Below are 19,641 nucleotides of genomic sequence, written 5' to 3'. Positions count from 1 at the left end.
GCCTTTCAATTCAGCGAGGGCGGTGAATATGCGCGCTTTGAACAATGCCGAAGGCAGCCATCAGAACCAGCATGGCGGACCCGCCGTAGCTGACCATCGGCAGGGGCACGCCCACAACCGGCGCAAGGCCCATGACCATTGACATGTTGACCGCGAAGAACAGGAAGAAGTTGAGCGCAACGCCCAAGGTGACCAGGGATGAGAACCGGTCCTTTGTCGCCAAAGCCGTAACCATGCAGAAGATAATAATCAGGGCGTAAAGGGTCAGCAAAGTGATGCCTCCGACAAACCCGAATTCCTCGGCCAACGTGGTAAAGATGAAGTCCGTGTGCTTTTCGGGCAGGAAGTTCAGGCGCGACTGCGTCCCTTGCATGAACCCGCGCCCGTTCCAGCCGCCTGACCCCAGCGCAATTTTCGACTGGGTAATGTGATAGCCTGCACCCAGCGGATCGGTGGAGGGATCAAGGAAAGTGTCTATTCGGCGGAACTGATAATCCTTGAGCAACTGCCACTCGGTGCCCCGACTGTTGAACACGGTCGCAATCAAGCCGACCACCGCCGCGATAACGGCGGCGAAATAAGCCCAGTGCACACCAGCCAGGAACATCAGTCCCCCGCCCGCCGCTAACAACAGGATCGACGTGCCCAGATCGGGTTGTTTCAGAACCATAGCCGTAGGGATCAGGATCAGGATGACCGGAATAAGCACCCAGAGCGGTCGCGATGTCTTATGAGAAGGCAACCAATCGTAGTAGGCGGCCAGAACCATGACCAGCGCAATCTTCATGACTTCGGAAGGCTGGAGCCTCATGAAACCAAGGTCGATCCAACGCTGCGCACCCATGCCGATGGTGCCGAAGAGTTCCACAAAAATTAGCAGAACGATCGAGCCGAGATAGGCCAAGACGGACATGTTGCGCCAGAACCAGATCGGTACCAACGCGATGATGAACATAACGGTCAGTCCCAGTCCGAACCGCTCAATCTGGGGTTCGGCCCAGGGCATCCAGGACCCGCCCGCGACCGAATACAGCATCAGGAATCCGGCGCTGGCGACGCTGATCAGCAACAAAGTCAGCGGCCAGTTCATATAGAGGAATTTGCGAAACCCTGTTGGCGTGGATTTGACGGCGTACTCAAGATAGCTCATGCGCGGTCCTTTTCATCAGGTCGCGCTTTGGGGCGGCGGTCGCCCTCAAGCCGTTTTTGTTGTTCCTTGATGCGGTCACGATCTGCAACTGGATAAGCCTCAAGCGGCGGGGTGCCGTTGTACAGAGCCTGCAGCATGATATCCCGCGCGACCGGGGCCGCTGCCTTGGATCCGCCACCGCCGTGTTCCACCACCACTGCCACGGCGTATTTCGGATTGTCGTACGGCGCATAGCTGACGAACAGCGCGTGGTCGCGCCGTTCCCACGGCAGGTCTTCGTTGCGGATTACGCCAGCCGCGCGTTCGGCCTTGGTGATGTTGCGCACCTGGCTGGTCCCTGTCTTACCGGCCATGCGGAATTCATCATTGATGATGCGGCTGCGATAGGCGGTGCCAGCCCTGTCGTTTGAGACCGAGAACATCGCTTTGCGCACCTGATTCAGGTTGTACGGATTGACGTCCAGCGGCTCACCTGCTCCTGACGGTTCCTCGACGCCATTGACGGACCGCACCAAACGCGGCTTCACGGCCCGGCCTGTGGCAATCCTTGCCGTCATGACCGCAAGCTGTAGGGGCGAGGCCAGCATGAACCCTTGCCCGATCGAGGCATTCGCCGTGTCGCCTACCAGCCAGCCTTCACCATGGACCCGCTCTTTCCATTCCTGATTGGGGGCCAAACCGGCAGCGACAGCTGACATCGGGATGTCGTGCTTGACGCCCAGTCCGAACTTGCGCGCCATTTCAGAGATTTTGTCGATGCCGGTACGCACCGCGACATCGTAATAGTAGACGTCGCAGCTGCGCTTTAGCGACAAATTGAGATCCACTGTCCCATGCCCGCCACGTTTCCAGCAGTGGAAGCGGCGGCTACCGACCTTCAGGTGCCCAGGGCAATAGACGGTGTTGCCGGGGCTAACCACTCCGGCCTCAAGCGCGGCAAGAGCGGTGATCATCTTGAAGGTCGAACCCGGCGGGTAGGTGCCCTGAACCGTCTTGTTGGCCAGCGGGCGGTAGTTATTTTCAGTCAATGCCCGGTAATCCGCGACCGATATCCCGCGCACGAACAGGTTCGGGTCGAAACTGGGGGCAGAACTGATGGCCCGGATATCCCCGGTTTCGCAGTCGATGACGACTGCAGCCGCGCTTTCACCGGCCAGGCGCGCCTGGGCGTATTGCTGCAGGTCCGCATCAACGGACAATTGCAGATCGGCCCCTGCCTCGCCTTCTTGCCGGTCAAGCTCGCGCATGATGCGGCCTGTGGCGTTGACCTCGACACGTTTTGCGCCAGCTTTTCCGCGCAGGCTGATTTCCTGTTTGGACTCCAGACCGACCTTGCCGATCTGGAACCGGGGGATACGCAGCACCGGTTCGGGATCTTCGATCAGGCTGAGATCATAGTCACTGACCGGCCCGACGTAACCAACGACATGAGCGAAATCCTCGTAGCGGGGATACTGACGGGCCATGCCCACCTCAGGCGTAACGCCGGGCAGGGCGGGCGCATTGACAGCGACCTTGGAGATATCCTCCCACGTGACCTGATCGGCCAGTGTGACTGGCAGGAACGGGGCAGAACGGCGCATCTCGGTCTTGGCGCGATTAATCTCTTCCTGAGTCAGCGGGATAAGCTCTGAAAGTTTGGCGATGACTTTGTCGACGTCGCCCGCATCTTCGCGGACCATAACAATACGATAGGACTGCGTGTTTTGTCCGATGATCTGGCCGTTGCGGTCATAGATGCGCCCGCGCGTTGGCGGGATCAGGCGAATGTTGATCCGGTTTTCTTCGGCCAGCAGACGGTACTCGTCAGCCTGATCCACTTGCATAAAGCGCATTCGCGCTGCCAGGCCGCCGATAAACGCAGTCTGCAACCCACCCAGGATCAACGCGCGGCGCGGCAGGCGTTTATAGGCCAATCCTTGCGCTTTGGGATTGCGTTGTTTCATGCCCTGGCCCCTCTTGTGCCGGGGTCCGACACTGACACGCGCCGAACGCCAAGCACATTCTGGCTGAGAAGTACGACGAGAGGATAAACCGCAATTGTCAGAACCACTTGTATCACCACAGGACCCAAAGCTGCTTGCTGTACCGATAGAATAGCAAGAACAACGCGGTTCAAAATAAAAATTCCCGCGATCACCACAGCGGCCGTTGTCCATTCAGCCATAAACCCGGCGTCGCGCATTCCGGGCGCGGCCGAGCGCAGATACGACGATCCCAAAACCACAAGTGCTGCCAGCAGGCCCGGAGGCCGTTGCAGCAGCAAATCGGCCATCAGCATCACCGCAGCAACCAGAAAAATGGGAACATATTCCGGTCGGCGAAGTACCCAGGCGAACGTTAACGCAATAAGCATGTCCGGAAACGGCCAGCGATCCGGCTGCGTGTCCAACGGCAGAAGATGCAGGAACATGATCAGCAATGCCAGAAACACGTACAAACTGCGTTTGAGCCAAAGATGAGAGGTTTGCCTATCCATCGCCGACCTCCGGTGGGGTCAGGGCAGCCTCGGGTTGCCGTGGGCCCACGATGCCGCCAGGATCCGAGATCACCGGGGCCAAGTGGAAGCGCAGAACGCGAAGGAATTCCAGTCGTTCAAAATCTGCGGAGAGGCGCACCCGCAAACGCCCGCCTGGGTCTTCGGTGATCTGCCCGATCAGCAACCCTCCGGGGAACACGCCGCCATCACCCGAGGTTACAACGCGGTCGCCGGGACGTACCAGTTCGCGGTTTTCCAGAAACTCCACCGATGGGGATTGCGTGTTGTCGCCGGTGATCAGGGCGGTTTGGCCAGACGGTTGAATTGTGGCCGGAATTGCGCTGGAAGCATCTGTCATCAGGATAACACGCGCGGTGTCGGGGCCAACGCCCGAGATACGCCCGACGACGCCAATCCCGTCCATGGTGGCCCAGCCGTCCCTGATCCCGTCTCTCTCACCCACGTTCAGGAGGACCGACTGGCGGAAGGGCGAGCCGCTATCGGCCATGACCACCCCGGTGATATAGGTCAGGCGCGGATCAAGACGTACATTGTTCAGGTCCAGAAGCCGGGCATTTTCCTGCTCCAGCTGCAACGCGGCCTCTTTCCAGGCGCGCATGATGCGCAATTCGCTGCGCAATTCTTGGTTCTGATCGCTCAGTCGTTGATAACTTTGGAAATCGCGCACCAGATTGACGGCGGCGGTGACAGGAACCATAGCCCATTCCATCGACGGCACAACACTGTCCACGACCTGTGCGCGAAACCGTTCCACGCGCGGGCTGTCGATCCGCCAGATCAGAAAGATTCCCAGCAGACACAGCACAACAATCCCCAGCAGCAGGCGGCGCAAGGGGGTTGTGTATTCATCGCGCTGTGATCGGTCTTTTGCCACAGGACTCCTTCCCGTGCTGCTCGTGCCGAATTTACCCTATGTGGTAAAGGGTGCGCGCCTTAGCTTTCGTAGTCAATCGCGTGGCGCAGTTGTTTTTCGTATTCCAGCGCCTTGCCGGTGCCCAAAGCCACACAATTCAGGCTTTCGTCGGCAATTGACACGGCCAGGCCAGTCTGCTCGCGCAAGGCAAGGTCGAGATCGCCCAGCAACGCGCCACCGCCGGTCAGCATCACGCCCCGGTCAACGATGTCCGCCGCCAGATCAGGCGGGGTGGTTTCCAGTGCGGTCATCACTGCTTCACAAATCTGCTGAACGGGTTCTGAAAGCGCCTCGGCCACCTGGGCCTGGCTGATCTCGATTTCTTTAGGCACGCCGTTCAAAAGGTCGCGGCCCCGGATGTGCATCGACTGGCCACGGCCATCATCAGGCATCCGTGCGGTACCGATGGTGGTCTTGATCCGCTCGGCGGTGGATTCACCGACCAACAGGTTCTGTTGACGGCGCAAATACGAGATAATGGCTTCGTCCATCCGGTCGCCACCGACGCGGACCGAGCGCGCATAGACGATGTCGCCCAGTGACAGGACCGCAACTTCTGTGGTGCCGCCGCCGATATCGACGACCATGTTGCCCGTCGGATCGGTGATCGGCATGCCCGCACCAATCGCGGCTGCAATCGGTTCGGCAATCAAGCCAGCGCGACGAGCGCCTGCGGACAGAACAGACTGACGGATCGCACGCTTTTCAACTGGCGTCGCGCCATGGGGGACGCAGACGATGATCTTTGGTTTCGAGAATGTAGACCGCTTATGCACTTTGCGAATGAAGTGCTTGATCATTTCCTCGGCAGTGTCGAAGTCCGCGATTACGCCTTCACGCATCGGGCGGATGGCTTCGATAGACCCAGGTGTTCGGCCCAGCATCAATTTTGCGTCCTCGCCAACGGCAAGAACTTTCTTCACGCCGTCCTTGACGTGATAGGCCACGACCGAGGGTTCAGACAGAATTACACCGCGCCCCTTGACATAAACCAGCGTGTTCGCCGTCCCAAGGTCGATAGCCATGTCCGCTGTGAACAGGCCGCCCAGATTGCCAAAGATCCCCATATTTTTCCCTGATCCTGTATGTCAGTTTTCTACTGCCCGCGACTCGACGGTTCCGGGACGGATGACTTATAGGGTGCCAACTCGCTCGGTAAAAGGGCTGATTCCGCGACAATCAGCACCTTTCCGCCTTAATTGCAGGGACATTAGAAGGCATCATGCTCTCATATCAACATATTTACCACGCCGGTAACCTTGCGGACGTCCATAAGCACGCAATTTTGGCAGAAACGCTGGCCTATCTGACCCAAAAGGACAAACCGCTAAGCTACATCGAAACCCATTCGGGGCGGGGGTTGTACCAGTTGGACTCGGATCAGGCCGTTCAGACCGGTGAAGCAGCTGCGGGAATTGAACGTGCGTTGACCGAAGGCTGGTTTGACGCCGATCATCCCCTGAGCAGGGCCATCGCCGCTGTGCATGATCGGCATGGCAAAACGGCGTATCCGGGGTCGCCGCTGATCGCGGCGAATCTTTTGCGCCCGCAGGACAAGATGCACCTTGCTGAATTGCATCCGCAGGAATACCGCGCGCTGTCTGACGCCATGATCACGACCGGTGCCCGGACCTATCAGCAGGATGGCTTTGAACTGGCCCAGTCCCTGCTGCCGCCAACGCCGCGCCGTGGCGTTTTGCTGATTGATCCAAGTTATGAGGTCAAATCCGATTATGACAGGCTGCCCGGCATCGTGGCTTCGCTGAATCGGAAATGGAACGTGGGTGTGATCGCGTTATGGTATCCGATACTGGCCAATGGGCGGCATCAGGCCATGCGCGACGCTTTGACAAAACGGGATTTCCCTAAGGTTCTACACGACGAGGTCCACTTTCCGGCCGCACGCGAAGGGCATGGTATGGTTGGATCGGGAATGTTTGTTGTGAACGCGCCCTATGGTCTGAACGAGTGCGCCAAAACGCTGGACGGCCTGTTTGGCAAACTGCGCGGATGAGCAATCAGTGATCACATGTGATTTTCCTAAAGTAGGCCTCGCAGGTATAAAATCTGCTGTGACAGCAATGGGCTTTCAGGAAAAACCGTTTTTTCAACGCCGGGACCTTGATTTCTGGCGATGATCTCGTAAATAGGCTGTCACATGTGACAACAAATGGGAATCGGTTTGCTTCGATGGACTTCCTAAGCCGCCATATCAGTGACTTTCATCTGAATTACTGGGAAACCTTGATTGACGATTGGTTCTTCGTCTTCGCCATGGCCTTTCTGGCCTTCGAATTGATCCGATACGCAGTCGTCAAAAAACTGAACTGGCAGATGATGGGTGACACCGTCACCAATTTCATCACGCTCGTTTTCTTCATCGGTATCAGCTTTGTTCTGTTGGCTGGTTTCTATATCGGTGCCTATGTCTGGGCTTCGCAATTTGCGGTGTTCAATATTCCGACAACATGGGCTTCGTTCATCATCGTGCTGATCCTTGCAGACCTGGCCTATTACTGGGAGCATCGGATTCTGCACCGGATCAACTTCCTCTGGGCAACGCATTCGGTTCACCATAGCTCTCCCTTCTTCAATATATCAGTGGCTTATCGCCATGGTCCGTTGGATGGCTTTTGGCCGTTGTTTTTCCACTTGCCGCTTGTGCTGTTGGGGTTCAACCCATTCATGGTGCTGGTCGCGGAACTGTTGGTGCAACTGTATCAGACGGCCCTGCATACCGAAGTTATCAAAAAGCTGTGGCGCCCGATTGAATACATCTTCAACACGCCGTCGCATCACCGCGTTCACCATGGATCAAACCCGAAATACCTGGACAAGAACTATGCCGGGATTCTGATCATCTGGGACCGTATGTTCGGAACGTTCGAGGACGAAAAGGAAGAGGTGGTCTACGGCCTCGTCAAACCGATCGACTCGATCAATCCCTTCGTCGCCTTCTTTCACGGCTTTGCCCGCCTGTTCAAGGATGTCCGGAACATGCCGGGGTTCGGCAATAAGCTGGGTGTTTTCTTCGGACCTCCGGGCTGGCAGCCAAAGAACGGTCGTAAACAGAGTAAACCCGCTAAGTAAGGCGTAGGAGCGCAAAAGATGCCAAGCAACACACAACGCATCGTGGCGGCCATCGTAACGGCAGGTCTGTTCGTCGGAGGCGCCTGGGTCGCCTCTGGTTTCACCACAGATATTGACCAAGCAGCGGCTTCCACCACAGGGACCTCGCAAGACAAGGGTCTGACCGTCAATCTGCACGGTGCGCGCAGCACCAAGGGCAACGTGATTGTCATGGCTTTTGACCAGGCGACGGCGTTCGACAACATGGATTACACCAAAGCCGCCGGTTATCTTGAGGCACCAGCGTCCGGGGACCCGCTCCGTTTCGACTTTCCCGACCTCGACAATGTGTATTTCGCTGTTATCGCGTTTCACGATGAAAACGGGGATTACGATCTGAACTATGACGCGAACTACATACCAACCGAAGGGTATGCAGTATCGGGGCTGAACGATCTCAACGACACGCCGGTGTATGACTACTCGTTGATCGGGACAGAGAAGCCAGCAGATCTGACCTTGTTCTATTGGCCGTAAAGCGGCTGGAGATATTTGAGAAGGGGCGGTCGACAATCGACCGCCCCTTTTTTGTTCAAGTAAGATCTTTGTAGCTGATTTCTCGGGTATCTGCGCCCGGACCCGCCTTTTGACGGCGCACGATCAGGCGGTTCAGCGCGTGGATATACGCCTTGGCCGAGGCCACGACAGTATCGGTGTTGGCGGATTGGCCGGTTGCGATCATGCCGTCCTCTTCCAGACGCACCGATACCGTGGCTTGCGCGTCTGTGCCTTCGGTCACGGCGTGCACCTGATAAAGCTGCAGGTGCGCCGTATTCGGATGCACAACGCGAATGGCGCGGAATGCTGCGTCGACCGGGCCGTCGCCTTGTTCAGTGGCGATGATTTCCTTGCCGCCCACTTCCATTTCGATAGTGGCTTCGGCTTTGCCGACGGTTCCGCAGGTAACCTTCATTGAAACCAGTTGCAGGTGATCGTTGCCGCCGTCATCATCCAGCGTCATCAACGCGATCAGATCGTCGTCGAACACTTCTTTCTTACGGTCGGCCAGTTCCTTGAACCGAACGAAAATGTCCTTGAGCTGGTTGTCACCAACCTCATAACCCAGCGTGTTCAGCTTATCACGCAGCGCCGCACGGCCCGAGTGCTTGCCCAGCGGCAAAGACGTGCCGGACAGACCGATGTCTTCAGGGCGCATGATCTCAAAGTTTTCGCGGTTCTTCAGCATGCCGTCCTGATGGATACCGCTTTCATGCGCGAAGGCGTTCTTTCCGACGATGGCCTTGTTGAACTGCACGTTGAAGCCCGACACCGTCGCGACCCGGCGCGAGATATGCATGATCTTGGTCGTGTCGATGCCCGTATTCCAAGGCATGATGTCATTGCGGGTGCGCAGGGCCATCACCACCTCTTCCAGCGCGGTGTTACCGGCGCGTTCGCCAAGGCCGTTGATGGTACATTCAATCTGACGCGCACCACCCGCAACAGCAGCCAGCGAGTTTGCGGTCGCCAGGCCAAGGTCGTTGTGGCAGTGGGTCGCGAAGACCACTTCATCCGCGCCCGGAACCGTTTCGATCAGACGTTTGATCAGATCGGCAGACTCCATCGGTGCCGTGTAGCCGACCGTGTCTGGGATATTGATCGTCGTCGCACCGGCTTTGATCGCAATCTCGATCACGCGGCACAGATAATCCCATTCGGTCCGCGTCGCATCCATAGGCGACCACTGCACGTTTTCGCACAGATTGCGCGCATGGCTCACGGTTTCGTGGATTTTGTCGGCCATCTCGTCCTGTGTCAGGTTCGGGATGGCACGGTGCAGCGGCGAGGTGCCGATGAAGGTGTGGATGCGGCTTTTACCTGCATGTTTCACAGCTTCCCAACACCGGTCGATATCGGCGAAATTGGCGCGGGCCAGACCGCAGATACGGCTGTTCTTTGACCGTTCGGCAATTTCGGACACGGCCTTGAAATCACCTTCGGAGGCGATGGGGAACCCGGCCTCGATGATATCGACGCCCATGTCGTCCAACAGCTCGGCAATCTCCAGCTTTTCCGAATGGGTCATAGTTGCGCCGGGGCTTTGCTCTCCGTCGCGCAGGGTTGTGTCAAAGATCAAGACGCGGTCTTGGTCGGTCACGTTGGTCATGGGATTCTCTTTCTTCTTCTGTCCTAAAGCCTATGGCGCGCGGGCGTCCTCCTCTGAGCGGGCGCGCCGGATGGCACGCTCAGAGGCGGATTAGGATCAGTAGGCCACGCAGAGACGCACCGCGAAGGGCGGTGTCGGCAATCAGGATATCTGCGCGGTTGATCATGGGGTTGAGGTTATACATCGCGCGGCGGGAATGAAAAGAACGAATTTTCCTCCGGCATATGAAGAGATTTCTTTTTTCCCACATGTGTTGATCACGCATTGCCGACGGCTAGTTCAACCCGCATGGAAACAGCACTTATCATCGGCGCCTCGGGTGGGATCGGAGGTGCAATTGCCAACCGGCTTCGGCAACAGTCGGTCGACGTCACCACATTGTCCCGGTCACAGGACGGATTTGATTTGACCGACCCCGAGATCGTAGATCGGACGCTGGCGGGCGTTTCCGGTCCGTTCGACCTGATCCTGGTCGCGGCTGGCGCTCTTGAGGTTAATGGTGCCACCCCCGAGAAAACCATCAGACTGCTATCCGCTCCGGCGATGATGGATCAGTTCGCGCTGAATGCGGTCGGACCTGCGTTAGTTCTTGCGCATGCCGCGCGCTTGCTGCCGCGCGACCGGCGCGCCGTCTTCGCCGTGTTGTCTGCGCGAGTGGGGTCGATTGGTGACAACCGGCTTGGTGGATGGATCAGTTATCGGACGTCCAAGGCGGCGCTGAACCAGATTGTCCGCACATCCGCGATCGAACTTGCCCGGAGCCATAAACAGTCGATCTGCGTCGCCTTGCACCCCGGTACGGTCACGACAGCATTCACCCGGAAATATGTTGGGCAGCACCCTGCGGTTACGCCTGATGAGGCCGCCCGGAACCTGCTAACGGTCGCAGCCGCCTTGGCCCCTGTTGATACGGGAGGGTTTTTTGACTGGGCAGGAAAGCCAGTACCCTGGTAGCTTGATTACCCGTCAGAGGCGGACGTATCAGGCTCGGTTTCGGTATCCGTCGCGTCGGGCGCGCTTACGTTCTCGCTGGGCAGGACGCCGTTTTCCCAAACGCCGGTTTCTTCCAGACCATTGGCATAACGCATCGTGCCATTACCGTGGCGTTTGTTATCCAGAAAGGTGCCTTCGTACACGTCACCGGTGGCATAAGTCGCCACACCCTGACCACTGATTTTGCCTTCGGCCCAGCCGCCGGTATAGCTGAATCCGCGTGGGGTTTTTATAGTTCCCTCGCCGTGACGCTGACCGTCTTGGAAATCGCCTTCATAGGACGTTCCGTCGGGAAATGTTGCCTTGCCTTTGCCCTGACGCGCGCCATCTACCCAGTCGCCTTCGTAGCGATACCCGTTCGCGAATGTCAGAACGCCCGTGCCATGGCTCAGGCCGTTTTTGAACTTTCCTTGGTAAACAACACCGTTGGGATACGTGGCTTTGCCGTTGCCCTCAAAGATGCCAGCCGTCCATTCGCCGTCATAGACGGTGCCATCCGGATAGGTCTGAACGCCTTTGCCGTGCGGCAGATCTGCGCTGAAATCACCGGTATAGGTCGCGCCGTCAGGATAGGTGACCTCACCCAGCCCTTCGATCTGGCCGTCCACCCATTCGCCGGTGTAATCAAACCCGTCGGTCCCAAGAAAGCGTCCTTTTCCATGGCGGCGGTCATCGGCATATTCGCCCTCATAAGTCGCGCCGTTGGCATAGGTGGCCTTGCCATCGCCCTGACGGCGGCCATCAACCAGATCGCCCTCGTAAAGGTCGCCATTGGCCTGCAACAAGCGGCCCTTGCCGGTCATGCGGTCCTGAGACCAATCACCGGTATATGTCATGCCATCCGGAACGGTCAGAGTACCCTGACCATCCCGCAGGCCGTTGTTGATTTGCCCTTCATAGACGCTGCCTTGCGTCGAGGTGATTTTGCCCTCGCCGTGCTTGACGCCATCCTTCCAGTCGCCATCGTAGACGTAACCGCTGGGATCGGTCAGAACGCCTTTGCCGTGATAGCGGGCGTCGCTGAAGCTGCCTTCGTATCGGACGCCGTTGGTGTATATTGCAACTCCGGTCCCGTTGATCGACCCTTCGGCCCAATCCCCCTCATAGCTGCCGCCGTCGGGGTAGATGATCTTTCCCTGCCCTTCGGGTTGCCCCTTTGCGAACATCCCCTCGTAGACTGAACCGTTGACGTAGCGCGCTATGCCTTTGCCCTGAATTTCGCCTTCGACCCATTCGCCGACATATTCGAACCCGTTCGGCAGGCGGTAAGTGCCTTCGCCGTGGCGCAGGCCGTTCAGGAATGTGCCCTCGTACACGCCGCCAACATCATCATCCGCAACGATGACCTGCCCGTCCTGCGCAAAGGCGGATGCGGCCAGCAAAGCCATCGCCGTAGCGGCCAAAGAAATGCGGATAGCGTTCATGGTTTTTCCTGCCTTGCCCGGTTGTCACGTTTTAAAGCAAAACTAAGATACCCGTGCGGACAGAGCAACGTGTTTTGCCGCATTTGACTTTCACTCGCGGTGCGATCTGCTAAATGGCATTAGGACTGACGAGGGCAAGAGGGTAGCATGGCCAACCGTTTCCGCATTACTCTGGCACAACTCAACCCTGTTGTTGGGGACATCCAAGGCAACTTGGACAAGGCGCTTGCGGCGTGGGAACAGGGGCGCGAGGCAGGTGCCGACCTTGTGGCCTTCCCTGAAATGTTCATCACCGGTTACAACACGCAGGATTTGGTGATGAAGCCGGTGTTCCATCAAGCGGCCATGGCGGCGGTTCAGTCGCTGGCTGCACAATGTGCCGATGGCCCTGCCATTGCAATTGGTGGTCCGTGGACGGAAGACGGCAAGCTTTTTAATGCCTACCTGATCCTCAAGGGCGGTCGCATCGGCAGCAAGGTGCTGAAACATCACCTGCCGAATGAAACCGTGTTCGACGAAGTTCGCCTTTACGACGCGGGCCCGTTGGGGGGGCCGTACTCGGTTGGTAACTCGCGGATCGGTAGCCCGATCTGCGAAGACAGTTGGCACCCGGATGTCTCGGAAACACTGGAAGAGACCGGGGCCGAGTTTCTGCTGATCCCCAATGGCTCACCTTACTTCCGCAACAAATATGATGTGCGCCTCAATCACATGGTCGCCCGTGTGGTCGAGACCGGCTTGCCGCTGATCTACCTGAACATGGTGGGCGGTCAGGACGATCAGGTTTTTGATGGCGCGACTTTCGGCCTTAACCCGGGCGGAGAACTGGCCTTTCGAATGCCGGTCTTTGATGAGGCCGTAACACATGTCGATCTGGAACACGGTGATGAGGGCTGGCGTATTGTGCCTGCTGAAGTTGTGCCGCAGCCGGACGAATGGGAGCAGGACTATCGTGCCATGGTCCAATCCCTGCGCGATTACATGGGCAAGACCGGGTTCAAAAAGGCGTTGTTGGGGCTGTCGGGTGGAGTGGACTCGGCGTTGGTCGCGGCAATTGCCGTTGACGCAATCGGTGCGGAAAACGTCCGTTGCGTGATGCTGCCATCGGAATACACCAGCCAGGCCTCGCTGGATGACGCTGAAGCCGTCGCCAAGGCGCTGGGCGTGCATTACGACTATGTTCCGATCTCGGACAGTCGGGCGGCGGTGACAGACACTTTGGCCCCGTTGTTTGCGGGCCGCGAGGCGGATTTGACCGAGGAAAACGTCCAATCCCGCCTGCGCGGTTTGCTGCTGATGGCGATCTCGAACAAGTTTGGCGAAATGCTGCTGACCACGGGCAACAAGTCCGAGGTGGCTGTGGGTTACGCGACCATCTATGGCGACATGAATGGCGGCTATAACCCGATCAAGGATCTGTATAAAACGCGCGTGTTCGAAACATGCCGCTGGCGCAATGCCAATCACCGTGACTGGATGATGGGCCCCGTAGGCGAGGTGATCCGCCCGTCGGTGATCGACAAACCCCCCAGTGCTGAGCTGCGCGAAGACCAGAAAGACAGCGACAGCCTGCCGGACTACCCGGAACTGGACGCGATCCTGGAAATCCTGGTCGACCGCGATGGTTCGATTGCTGATTGCGAAGCCGCAGGATTCGAAGCAGATGTCGCCCGCCGGGTAGAGCATCTGATCTATATCAGCGAATACAAGCGGTTTCAGTCCGCACCAGGCACACGCTTGACCAAGCGAGCCTTCTGGCTGGATCGCAGATACCCGATTGTGAATCGTTGGCGTGATCGGTCTTGAGTCGATACCAAGCGCATTTCATAAGCCTCCAATCGTTTCCGAAATAGGTGTCTGAGGGCACACGTTTGCGCATTGTCCCCATGGCGGGGACAGCGCGTGTCTGTATTCGGCTTAGGTCGTTTAACACGCTTGAAATTAGGACATTTTTCTGACACATTTTGGCTTAATTGCCGCCTCATGTGGGGCAGATGCGGCGCATTCTTAAGTAGCTCGGTATCTTTAATCGAGTTTTGTTTGTTACGCATCGTGAATTGGGTGTCTGTGTTAACGATTTGGTGTGAAAATGCGTGAGCAATACGATAGACCACTCCACTCGCCGCTTCCGTGGCGTTCGATGGAATCTGAGGGTCATGAAATAGACGAAGATCAGGTCGATTCTGCCATTGCCGACCTCTTGGGGGCTGAGACGCCGCCAGAGCAGAAGACGGCATCAGGGCAATCAGTGGCTTTTTCGATTCTTCCTGAACTGCTTTCACAAGAAAGCATGTCCGAAGACTCTGCCGACAACGATGCTGGGCTTACAGCCACATTGCGTCAGAAATGGGCGGAACTCTGCGGCGCTGCTTGACGGCACGAGCCCGCTGAACTGAACAGTGCCAGAGATCATTCTGGCACTATAATCACAGCTTCTGAAAATTGTGATCGGCGCGTCAGGCGACATGTTGCCTATTGTCTGATACCGCGCATTCATTGCGGTCCGAGCAATGAAGTAAGAGCGGCGGATGCCCGGTCCAAAACCAACTCCTGTAGAACCCGATCTGCATCTGCCCAAGTCTGTTGACGTTGTGGTCATAGGCGGCGGAATCATCGGCGCATCAACGGCTTTAGAGCTATCAGAGCGGGGCGCGTCGGTTTTGCTGTGCGAAAAAGGCCATATCGCGGGCGAACAAAGTTCGCGAAACTGGGGATGGGTGCGATTGGGGCTGCGAGACCCCCGGGAAATCCCGCTCATGTTAGAGGCGCAGCAGATCTGGCAGGGCCTGGATCAACGCACCGGACGCCAAACCGGTTTTACGCGTTCCGGCATCCTTTTTGGCGCATCGGGAAAACGGGGTCATGCAAATCTTGGACGCTGGATGCGCCATGTTGAAGGTTTGCAAACTGGCGCTCAGATGGTTTCGGGTGCTGAACTGGATGGCTTACTGCCCGACAATCAATCGGGCCTGAAAGTTGCCCTGCATATGCCAAGGGATGGACGGGCCGAACCGCAATGGGCCGCCCCTGCGATCGCTGAAGGCGCACGTGACAAAGGGGCGTGCCTGATGACCAACTGCGCTGTGCGCAGCGTGGATGTTGAGAACGGTCATGTCTCGGGTGTGTTTACTGAGCGTGGTCGGGTGGCCTGTGCGCGAGTGGTTCTGGCCGGGGGTGCATGGTCGCGCCTTTTTGCGGGAAATGCGGGGATTGACCTGCCACAGCTTAAGGTTCTCAACACGGTCTTACGCACATCCCCGGTGGATGGGCCGGAAACGGCAATATGGTCAGATGACTTTGCGATGCGAAAAAGGGCCGATGGCGGCTATACAATTGCGTCCGGGCACGAGAACACCGTGGATATTGTCCCGGACAGTTTTCGGCTTGCAATGCAGTTTGTTCCGGCGTTCCGGCAGGAGTGGCGATCCCTGCGGTTCAGGCTTTCCAAGCGCTGGGCGGCAGAGGCGGGCGAGGACCGATCATGGTTGCACACCGACGTCACGCCATTCGAACATTGCCGGGTGCTAGACCCTGAGCCCTCTGCCAAGGTCCTGAGGCAGACATGGGCACGCGCGCGCAAAGGGTTCCCGGTATTGGAGCAGGCAGAGATCATTCAAAGCTGGGCAGGTTTGATCGACGTCACCCCGGACGCCATTCCGGTAATATCCTCGGTCGATACCATGCCAGGGATGTTCATCGCCACGGGGTTTTCAGGTCATGGATTTGGGATCGGCCCCGGAGCGGGGCGTTTAATGGCTGATCTGGTTTGTGAAACCACGCCATGCGTTGATCCGGCCGCCTTTCGCCTGTCCCGATTTACGGATGGTTCAAAGGTGCGGCCGGACCCGGGATACTAGGGTACTATCCCATCATCTGATAGCTGACCGGCACAAAGCGGAACCCTTCGCCACGGGGTTCAACGAAGCCAGCCGCCGGAAATGGCATGTGATAGCCGATCATCGGAACTTTGTCGGCGGCCAGCATGCCCAGCACGTCGCGGCGCGACGCCGTGGCTGCGGCCTTATCCATGTCAAAGCGAACCTCCCACTCGGGGTGGGCAAAGGACCAGACGTAGTGGTTGGCCAGATCGGCCGTCAGAACCAGACGCTGCCCATTGCTTTCCAGATGATAGACCGTATGACCAGGCGTATGGCCATAAGCTGCAACAGCAGTGATGCCCGACGAGACTTCACCGCCATTTTCAACAAAGGTCATCTTCTCGGCCAATGGCGTGACCTTGGCAGCGACCAGATCCCCGACACGATTGCCTGCGTCCTGCGCCGCCCAGAAGTCATATTCCGGAGAGGAGGTAACATAGCGCGCGTTCGGGAATGTCGGCGCGTCATTTGTTGTCATGCCGCCGATATGGTCGGGATGCATATGGGTGATGACGACGACATTGATTTGATCCGGGGTAACACCCGCATCAGCCAGTGCCGCTTGAATACCACCTTGGCCCAGCCCTGTGTCGAACAAGACCAACTCCGACCCGGTATTGACCAAAGTCGGGGTAAAGAAGAATTGCGCGACATCTGGTGAGATGAAATTGTCTGCTGAGACCTTTGCAAAGTCTTCATCAGATGCCCCGCCGCCAAATATCTCTTGCGCTCCGTCACGGGGCAGGCTGCCGTCCAGCAACGTCGTGACGGTGAAATCGCCCAAAGTGAACGATTTGGCGATGGTAGAATTTGCCTTGGTCTCGGCTCCGGCTGCCAGAACCGGTGCGGCGGCTGCGGCAAAAGGTAAAGCTGCCGCTGATCCCAGTGCTGCGCGGCGTGTCAATTTGATGGTCATGTTGGTTCTCCCTGTCAGAACACCAATAGGTGAATTAGATCGGCGCGAGTCTCTTGCCAGTGTATACCCTTTTCAAATGGGCTGCGTGGATGAACATTACGTGTTAATTTTTGTTTATGGCGCGATCTGGGAATAAAACTGCCCCCACAGGGCAAAGCGTCGAGGGCTTTTTGGCGGCTGTTCAACCGGCGAAGAAGGCAGATGATGCCCGTGCGTTGGATGCCCTCTTTCGGCACGCGACCGGGTTTGAACCCGTTATGTGGGGGGCGTCGATTGTGGGCTATGGTCGTTACCATTATCGCTACAAGTCCGGGCGCGAAGGAGAGTTTCTGGCAACCGGGTTTTCCCCGCGCAAAACGGCTCTGTCGATCTACATAATGCCCGGCTACGCGGATTTCGGGGATATTCTATCCAGACTGGGTAAACACAAGCTGGGCAAGTCCTGTCTCTATGTGAACAAGCTGGCGGATATTAACACGAATGTTCTGTCTGAACTGATCTGCGCCGGGCTAAAGGACTTGAATCAGCACTGGCCGGTCCAGCCGACCTGAACGCCTTAGCTGGACAATCGACCAATCCTGTGACATGAGCCGCGCCAACAGGAGACACCTATGACAACCACCCGTTTTGCCCCGTCGCCCACCGGTTACATCCACGTGGGCAACCTGCGCACCGCCCTGATGAACTATCTGATCGCACGCAAGGCCGGCGGTACGTTCATCCTGCGCATCGATGACACCGATCCTGAGCGGTCGAAGGAAGAATATGTCGATGCGATCAAGCAGGATATGGAGTGGCTGGGCCTGCACTGGGACCGGGTTGAGCGTCAGTCGGATCGTCTGGACCGTTATGCCGAAGCCGCAGACAAGTTGCGCGAGATGGGCCGGTTCTATGAGGCATTCGAGACGCCCACCGAGCTGGACCTCAAGCGTAAGAAGCAACTGAACATGGGCAAGCCGCCGGTCTATGACCGCGCGGCGCTGAACCTCAGTGATGCCGAGAAAGAAGCGCTGCGGGCCGAGCGTGGCAGCGGCGTCTGGCGCTTCAAGCTGGATCACGAGCGGATCGAGTGGAATGACGGCATTCTGGGCGACATCTCGATCGATGCGGCATCCGTGTCCGATCCGGTTCTGATCCGTGGCGACGGTCAGGTTCTCTACACGATTGCGTCGGTGGTGGATGACACCGAAATGGGCGTCACCGATGTGGTGCGTGGCTCGGACCATGTGACCAACACCGCGACCCAGATTCAGATCATCGAGGCGCTGGGCGGCACCTGCCCGCGTTTTGCGCACCATTCGCTGTTGACCGGTCCGCAAGGAGAGGCCCTGTCGAAGCGACTTGGCACGCTTGCTCTGCGTGATCTGCGTGAACAGGGCGTGCAGCCGATGGCGTTGCTGAGCCTGATGGCGCGTCTAGGCTCCTCCGACCCGGTTGAGCTGCGCTCGGAAATGGCGGAACTGATTGAAGGTTTCGATGTGAACCGTTTTGGGGCTGCGCCGACCAAGTTCGATGTGCAGGACCTGTTCCCGCTGACGGCAAAGCATCTGCAGTCCCTGCCTTTGGCCGACGTGGCCGAGGCTGTGGCTGATGCTGGTGTTCCTGCCGATCTGGCCGAACCCTTCTGGGCGATGGCGCGCGAGAACATCACCACTTTGGCTGATCTCAAGGGCTGGTGGGAGCTGTGCCGCGATGGGGCTGAGCCGCTGATCGCGGATGAGGATCGTGAGTTTATCGCCGAGGCTATGGCGCTGCTGCCTGAAGGTTCGTTCGATGGCGAAACCTGGGGCAAATGGACCAGCACGGTCAAAGAAGCGACCGGCCGCAAGGGCAAGGGCCTGTTTATGCCGTTGCGCAAGGCGCTGACCGGCATGGAACGCGGGCCTGAGATGGCCACGTTGCTGCCCCTGCTGCAGGTAATCCGCGCAAAAGCTTGAGCGTATTGGAGAGAATGAGGAAAAGCGGGGTCGTTCGATCCCGCTTTTTTCTATGCGTTCTGCACAATCCGGGTTGAGAGACGGCTGAGACGATCATCCACGAATTCAGCCTCGGCTGGTTTCAATTGTTGATGGCGCGGGTATCGGGGCTCGGTCCGGTCGTTCAGGATTGGTGCATCCCATCCATCTGTGGTGGCAAAGAAACGATCTGCGCCGTCTTCACCAAATGCGCGCAGGTATCCCTGCACGACCACATCAATGTAACTCAGTAGCAATGGGTGGTGATTGCTTGGAGCATTGTGCCGGTCAAGAGGCACAGCGTAGACGGCAATCTCGACCTCATGCTTTACCGGGTGCGTGACGGATTGTGTGGCGGGAATTCGTTTATAGGCCCATTCCCGTTTGTCTAGGGCGATCCAATCATTTTTCGGCACATGCGCAATCATGCCTTCGATTTCGGACGCAGGGTCCGAAACTGCCGTCAGAAAGGCGACCGGTCGCAGGTCAGTGTGTCGCCACGCGCGCCGCCAGCCTTTTAGCCGGGCAGGATGCGGATCGGGAAAGTCGTGCGTCGAAAGGTTCACAAGGCTGCCGTAGCCAAAGAAATAGGGATCTGCCATGGGCCTGTGCGTCCTTTCCTGACGATTGATGTATGTCAAACCGCTTTTATGCCGGACATGCAATAAGTCTGCAT

Annotated in this window: 18 protein-coding genes; 9 read left to right on the top strand and 9 right to left on the bottom strand. The window is 57.7% G+C overall.

The genetic code is table 11. The annotated features are described in order from the left end of the window. Positions 1-10: 10 nt before the first annotated feature. The 5 genes from rodA to AC2FI9_RS10545 are packed head-to-tail and all read right to left on the bottom strand — an operon-like array spanning position 11 to position 5,630. Positions 11-1,150 carry a rod shape-determining protein RodA gene (rodA, locus tag AC2FI9_RS10565; RefSeq protein ID WP_058273483.1) on the bottom strand — a complete coding sequence of 380 codons (1,140 nt, stop codon included), beginning with the start codon at positions 1,148-1,150 and terminating at the stop codon, positions 11-13. Then, positions 1,147-3,096 (bottom strand): penicillin-binding protein 2, encoded by a 1,950-nt coding sequence (gene mrdA / locus AC2FI9_RS10560; RefSeq protein ID WP_496767446.1) that lies wholly within the window; start codon positions 3,094-3,096, stop codon positions 1,147-1,149. Before mrdA ends, rodA begins: the two co-directional genes overlap by 4 nt. Continuing rightward, positions 3,093-3,629 (bottom strand): rod shape-determining protein MreD, encoded by a 537-nt coding sequence (locus AC2FI9_RS10555; protein ID WP_496767444.1) that lies wholly within the window; start codon positions 3,627-3,629, stop codon positions 3,093-3,095. The genes mrdA and AC2FI9_RS10555 overlap by 4 nt, the downstream gene beginning before the upstream one ends. Then, positions 3,622-4,524: a rod shape-determining protein MreC gene (mreC, locus tag AC2FI9_RS10550; protein WP_108860807.1), complete on the bottom strand. Its 903-nt coding sequence runs from the start codon at positions 4,522-4,524 to the stop codon at positions 3,622-3,624. The genes AC2FI9_RS10555 and mreC overlap by 8 nt, the downstream gene beginning before the upstream one ends. 59 nt (positions 4,525-4,583) lie before the next feature. Beyond that, the gene (locus tag AC2FI9_RS10545; protein ID WP_039523195.1) at positions 4,584-5,630 is read right to left on the bottom strand and encodes a rod shape-determining protein; all 1,047 of its coding nucleotides are present in this window, start codon (positions 5,628-5,630) and stop codon (positions 4,584-4,586) included. 155 nt (positions 5,631-5,785) lie between these two features. On the opposite strand from AC2FI9_RS10545, the gene AC2FI9_RS10540 reads away from it, so the two are divergent. From AC2FI9_RS10540 to AC2FI9_RS10530, 3 genes are all read left to right on the top strand, one after another. After that, positions 5,786-6,577 carry a 23S rRNA (adenine(2030)-N(6))-methyltransferase RlmJ gene (locus AC2FI9_RS10540; protein ID WP_496767441.1) on the top strand — a complete coding sequence of 264 codons (792 nt, stop codon included), beginning with the start codon at positions 5,786-5,788 and terminating at the stop codon, positions 6,575-6,577. A gap of 176 nt (positions 6,578-6,753) precedes the next feature. After that, entirely contained in the window at positions 6,754-7,653 is a 900-nt protein-coding gene (locus AC2FI9_RS10535) for a sterol desaturase family protein (RefSeq protein ID WP_496767438.1), read from the top strand. Positions 7,654-7,671: 18 nt separating this feature from the next. Further along, entirely contained in the window at positions 7,672-8,169 is a 498-nt protein-coding gene (locus AC2FI9_RS10530) for a DUF2141 domain-containing protein (protein WP_496767436.1), read from the top strand. A gap of 55 nt (positions 8,170-8,224) precedes the next feature. Here AC2FI9_RS10530 and AC2FI9_RS10525 read toward each other — a convergent pair whose 3' ends face one another. After that, positions 8,225-9,799, bottom strand: coding sequence for a 2-isopropylmalate synthase (locus AC2FI9_RS10525; protein ID WP_496767434.1), 1,575 nt, complete (start codon positions 9,797-9,799; stop codon positions 8,225-8,227). 288 nt (positions 9,800-10,087) lie between these two features. On the opposite strand from AC2FI9_RS10525, the gene AC2FI9_RS10520 reads away from it, so the two are divergent. Next, positions 10,088-10,753, top strand: a complete 666-nt coding sequence (locus AC2FI9_RS10520) for an SDR family NAD(P)-dependent oxidoreductase (protein ID WP_496767433.1) — start codon at positions 10,088-10,090, stop codon at positions 10,751-10,753. Between the two features lie 5 nt (positions 10,754-10,758). Here the strand turns inward: AC2FI9_RS10520 and AC2FI9_RS10515 are convergent, their stop codons facing one another. After that, positions 10,759-12,216, bottom strand: coding sequence for a 2-isopropylmalate synthase (locus tag AC2FI9_RS10515; protein ID WP_496767430.1), 1,458 nt, complete (start codon positions 12,214-12,216; stop codon positions 10,759-10,761). Between the two features lie 147 nt (positions 12,217-12,363). Between AC2FI9_RS10515 and AC2FI9_RS10510 the strand changes: the two genes are divergently transcribed. From AC2FI9_RS10510 to AC2FI9_RS10500, 3 genes are all read left to right on the top strand, one after another. Beyond that, positions 12,364-14,022 carry an NAD+ synthase gene (locus AC2FI9_RS10510; protein WP_496767428.1) on the top strand — a complete coding sequence of 553 codons (1,659 nt, stop codon included), beginning with the start codon at positions 12,364-12,366 and terminating at the stop codon, positions 14,020-14,022. A gap of 283 nt (positions 14,023-14,305) precedes the next feature. Next, entirely contained in the window at positions 14,306-14,590 is a 285-nt protein-coding gene (locus AC2FI9_RS10505) for a hypothetical protein (protein ID WP_496767426.1), read from the top strand. Positions 14,591-14,744: 154 nt separating this feature from the next. Further along, complete coding sequence (locus AC2FI9_RS10500) at positions 14,745-16,073, top strand: NAD(P)/FAD-dependent oxidoreductase (RefSeq protein WP_496767424.1); 1,329 nt, start codon at positions 14,745-14,747, stop codon at positions 16,071-16,073. Positions 16,074-16,077: 4 nt separating this feature from the next. Here the strand turns inward: AC2FI9_RS10500 and AC2FI9_RS10495 are convergent, their stop codons facing one another. Continuing rightward, entirely contained in the window at positions 16,078-17,010 is a 933-nt protein-coding gene (locus AC2FI9_RS10495; RefSeq protein WP_496767422.1) for an MBL fold metallo-hydrolase, read from the bottom strand. Positions 17,011-17,126: 116 nt separating this feature from the next. On the opposite strand from AC2FI9_RS10495, the gene AC2FI9_RS10490 reads away from it, so the two are divergent. Together AC2FI9_RS10490 and gltX are read left to right on the top strand one after the other, a co-directional pair. Next, positions 17,127-17,561, top strand: a complete 435-nt coding sequence (locus tag AC2FI9_RS10490; protein ID WP_496725885.1) for a DUF1801 domain-containing protein — start codon at positions 17,127-17,129, stop codon at positions 17,559-17,561. A gap of 60 nt (positions 17,562-17,621) precedes the next feature. Beyond that, positions 17,622-18,947, top strand: a complete 1,326-nt coding sequence (gene gltX / locus AC2FI9_RS10485; protein ID WP_496767420.1) for a glutamate--tRNA ligase — start codon at positions 17,622-17,624, stop codon at positions 18,945-18,947. A 50-nt stretch (positions 18,948-18,997) separates the two neighbouring features. On the opposite strand, the gene AC2FI9_RS10480 is transcribed toward gltX, so the two are convergent. Further along, positions 18,998-19,567 carry a gamma-glutamylcyclotransferase family protein gene (locus tag AC2FI9_RS10480; protein ID WP_496767419.1) on the bottom strand — a complete coding sequence of 190 codons (570 nt, stop codon included), beginning with the start codon at positions 19,565-19,567 and terminating at the stop codon, positions 18,998-19,000. Positions 19,568-19,641: the final 74 nt, after the last annotated feature.

Source organism: Ruegeria sp. CDSA246, from assembly GCF_059611225.1.
The sequence above is the reverse complement of the archived record's forward strand: the minus strand, read 5'-3'. Positions and strand labels throughout refer to the sequence as shown.